The sequence below is a fragment of the Pseudomonas sp. CBZ-4 genome (assembly GCF_000346755.1).
Classification (GTDB): Bacteria; Pseudomonadota; Gammaproteobacteria; order Pseudomonadales; family Pseudomonadaceae; genus Aquipseudomonas.
The window spans coordinates 1-3,852 of sequence record NZ_ANNV01000030.1 but is presented as its reverse complement, the minus strand read 5'-3'; the positions used below and the strand labels follow the sequence as shown (position 1 = coordinate 3,852).

The window sequence follows — 3,852 nt, the reverse complement described above, 5'->3', positions numbered from 1 at the left end:
CGCAGGCAAGCCAGCTCCCACACAAGCCAGCTCCCACATTTTGAACGGTGCAAGTTTCCAGAATTAAGCAGGCTTGACCCGCTCCGAAGGCCGGCGCACCCCAGCCACAATCTTGTCCACCGCCTTGGTTGCCGCCACCATGCCAAAGCTGGCCGTGACCATCATCACCGCACCAAACCCACCAGCACAGTCCAGCTTCACCCCATCGCCGACAAAACTCTTCTGCAAGCAAATGCTGCCATCCGGCTTCGGATAACGCAGTTGCTCGGTGGAAAACACGCACGGCACGCTGTAGTGACGGGTCACGGTGCGCGAGAAACCATAGTCGCGGCGCAGGGTGGAGCGCACTTTCGACGCCAGCGGATCGTTGAACGTCCGGTTCAGGTCGCACACCTGGATCAACGTCGGGTCGATCTGCCCACCGGCGCCGCCCGTGGTGATGATCTGGATCTTGCGGCGCTTGCACCAGGCGATCAGCGCGGCCTTGGCGTTGACGGCGTCGATGCAGTCGATCACGCAATCAATATCGGGCGTGATGTACTCGGCCATGGTGTCGCGGGTGACGAAGTCCGCCACCGCATGCACCGTGCAATCCGGGTTGATGCCGCGCAGGCGCTCGGCCATCACTTCGACCTTGGGTTTGCCCACGGTGCTGTCCAGCGCATGCAACTGGCGGTTGCTGTTGCTGACGCACACGTCATCGAGGTCAAACAGCGAAATCTCGCCCACACCGCAACGTGCGATGGCTTCCGCCGCCCAGGAGCCCACGCCGCCGACGCCGACGATCGCCACATGGGCCGCTTTCAAGCGTTCCAGGCCTTCAATGCCATACAAGCGGGCGACGCCTGCAAACCGTGGATCTTCTGTACTCATGACCATTACCCCAAAAACCGGCGCGCATTATGGGCTACACGGCGGCAAGTTTTAAGCTACAAGTTACAAGTTAAGAACTTAGATGGGCTTTCGCTGACTAACGTCCGGCTTTTCTCTGCTTGCTGTACGCTCAGGGAAGCGCCGGTGTAGGATGCGCGCCGTTCGGCGCAGGCCGACACCTCTTTTCGTTCCACACCCTTTGGAACCCGAAATAGCCATGGCATCGCGTAAATTTGGACTCAACCTGGTGATCGTGCTGGCAATCGCCGCGCTGTTCACCGGCTTCTGGGCGCTGATCAACCGCCCGGTCACCACCCCCAACTGGCCTGAACAGATCTCCGGTTTCTCCTACTCGCCGTTCCAGCAAGGCCAGTACCCGCAGAAAAACCAGTTCCCGACCGACGACCAGATGCGCCAGGACCTGGCGATCATGAGCAAGCTGACGGACAACATCCGTACCTACTCGGTCGACGGCACCCTGGGCGACATCCCCAAGCTGGCCGAAGAGTTCGGCCTGCGCGTGACCCTGGGGATCTGGATCAGCCCGGACCTGGAACGCAACGAGCGGGAAATCCAGCGCGCCATCGAAATCGCCAACAACTCGCGCAGTGTGGTGCGGGTTGTGGTGGGTAACGAAGCGGTATTCCGCAAGGACATCACCCCGGAAGCACTGATTGTGCTGCTGGATCGGGTGCGCGCCGCCGTCAAAGTGCCGGTCACGACCTCCGAGCAATGGGACATCTGGGAAAAGAACCCACAACTGGCCAAGCACGTCGACCTGATCGCCGCGCACATCCTGCCGTTCTGGGAATACATTCCGATGGACAAGGCCGGCCAGTACGTACTCGACCGCGCCAAGGACCTGAAGAAACTGTTCCCGAAAAAGCCGCTGCTGCTGTCGGAAGTTGGCTGGCCGAGCAACGGCCGTATGCGCGGTGGCAATGAAACGTCCCCGGCCGACCAGGCGATTTACCTACGCACACTGGTGAACAAACTCAATCGCCAGGGCTACAACTACTTCGTGATCGAAGCCTTCGACCAGCCGTGGAAAGTCAGCGATGAAGGCTCGGCCGGCGCTTACTGGGGCGTGTTCAACGCCGCACGCCAGCAGAAATTCAACTTTGAAGGGCCCGTGGTCGCCATCCCGCAATGGCGCGTACTCGCCATCGGCTCGGTGGTGCTCGCCCTGCTGTCGCTGACCCTGCTGATGATCGACGGCTCGGCCCTGCGCCAGCGTGGCCGCACCTTCCTGACCTTTATCGCGTTCCTCTGCGGTTCGGTGCTGGTGTGGATCGGCTACGACTACAGCCAGCAATACAGCACCTGGTTCAGCGTCACCGTGGGCATCCTCCTGGCCCTCGGCGCCCTCGGCGTGTTTATCGTGTTGCTGACCGAAGCCCATGAGTTGGCGGAAGCGGTGTGGACCCACAAGCGTCGGCGTGAATTCCTGCCGGTCGAAGGGGACTCGGACTACCGCCCGAAAGTGTCGATCCACGTGCCCTGCTACAACGAGCCGCCGGAGATGGTCAAACAGACCCTCGACGCCCTCGCCGCCCTCGATTACCCGGACTACGAAGTCCTGATCATCGACAACAACACCAAAGACCCAGCCGTCTGGGAACCGGTGCGCGACTACTGCGAAACCCTCGGCCCGCGCTTCAAGTTCTTCCACGTCGCGCCCCTGGCCGGTTTCAAGGGTGGCGCGTTGAACTACCTGCTGCCGCACACCGCCAAGGATGCCGAAGTGATCGCGGTGATCGATTCGGACTACTGCGTGTCGCCCAACTGGCTCAAGCACATGGTGCCGCACTTCGCCGACCCGAAAATCGCCGTGGTGCAATCGCCGCAGGACTACCGCGACCAGAACGAAAGCACCTTCAAGAAGCTCTGCTACGCGGAATACAAGGGCTTCTTCCATATCGGCATGGTCACCCGCAACGACCGTGACGCGATCATCCAGCACGGCACCATGACCATGACCCGGCGCTCGGTGCTCGAAGAACTCGGCTGGGCCGACTGGTGCATCTGTGAAGACGCCGAACTGGGCCTACGGGTATTCGAGAAAGGCCTGTCGGCGGCGTATTACCACGACAGCTACGGCAAAGGCCTGATGCCGGACACCTTTATCGACTTCAAGAAACAGCGTTTCCGCTGGGCCTACGGTGCGATCCAGATCATCAAGCGTCACACCGCCAGCCTGTTGCGCGGCAAGGACACCGAGCTGACCCGTGGCCAGCGCTACCACTTCCTCGCGGGCTGGTTGCCGTGGGTGGCGGACGGCATGAACATCTTCTTCACCGTGGGCGCACTGTTGTGGTCGGCGGCGATGATCATCGTGCCGACGCGGGTCGACCCGCCGTTGCTGATCTTCGCGATCCCGCCGTTGGCGTTGTTCGTGTTCAAGGTGGGCAAGATCGTGTTCCTGTACCGTCGCGCCGTGGGCGTGAACCTCAAGGACGCGTTCTGCGCGGCCCTGGCCGGCCTGGCGTTGTCCCACACCATCGCCAAGGCGGTGCTGTATGGCTTCTTCACCAGCAGTATTCCGTTCTTTCGCACACCGAAAAACGCGGATAACCACGGCTTCTGGGTGGCGATTTCCGAAGCTCGCGAAGAAATGTTCATCATGCTGCTGTTGTGGGGCGCCGCGCTGGGGATCTACCTGGTGCAGGGCCTGCCGAGCAATGACATTCGCTTCTGGGTGGTGATGCTGCTGGTGCAGTCGCTGCCGTATGTGGCGGCGTTGATCATGGCGTTCCTGTCTTCGCTGCCGAAACCTTCGGTGGCGGCGGAGCCCGCACCTGCTGCGTAAAAACTTGCGCAATGCACTAAACGGCGGCCTCTGGCCGCCGTTTTGCTATAAGATAACGGCCGTTTTATGAGTCTTGGCCCTGCCTTTGCTCTCTGTGGGAGCTGGCTTGCCTGCGATGCAGACGCCGCGGTCTGGCTGGCACACCGCGGCGATGCTATCGCAGGCAAGCC

The 3,852-nt window shown here is 61.3% G+C and carries 2 protein-coding genes; one reads left to right on the top strand and one right to left on the bottom strand.

Annotation, left to right across the window (positions count from 1 at the left end):
- Positions 1 to 63 precede the first annotated feature (63 nt).
- A complete protein-coding gene (gene tcdA / locus B348_RS0104055) occupies positions 64 to 873 on the bottom strand; it encodes a tRNA cyclic N6-threonylcarbamoyladenosine(37) synthase TcdA (protein ID WP_026136540.1) in 810 nt (269 codons plus the stop codon).
- A 217-nt stretch (positions 874 to 1,090) separates the two neighbouring features.
- On the opposite strand from tcdA, the gene B348_RS0104050 reads away from it, so the two are divergent.
- Complete coding sequence (locus tag B348_RS0104050) at positions 1,091 to 3,682, top strand: glycosyltransferase (protein WP_017734878.1); 2,592 nt, start codon at positions 1,091 to 1,093, stop codon at positions 3,680 to 3,682.
- Positions 3,683 to 3,852 lie beyond the last annotated feature (170 nt).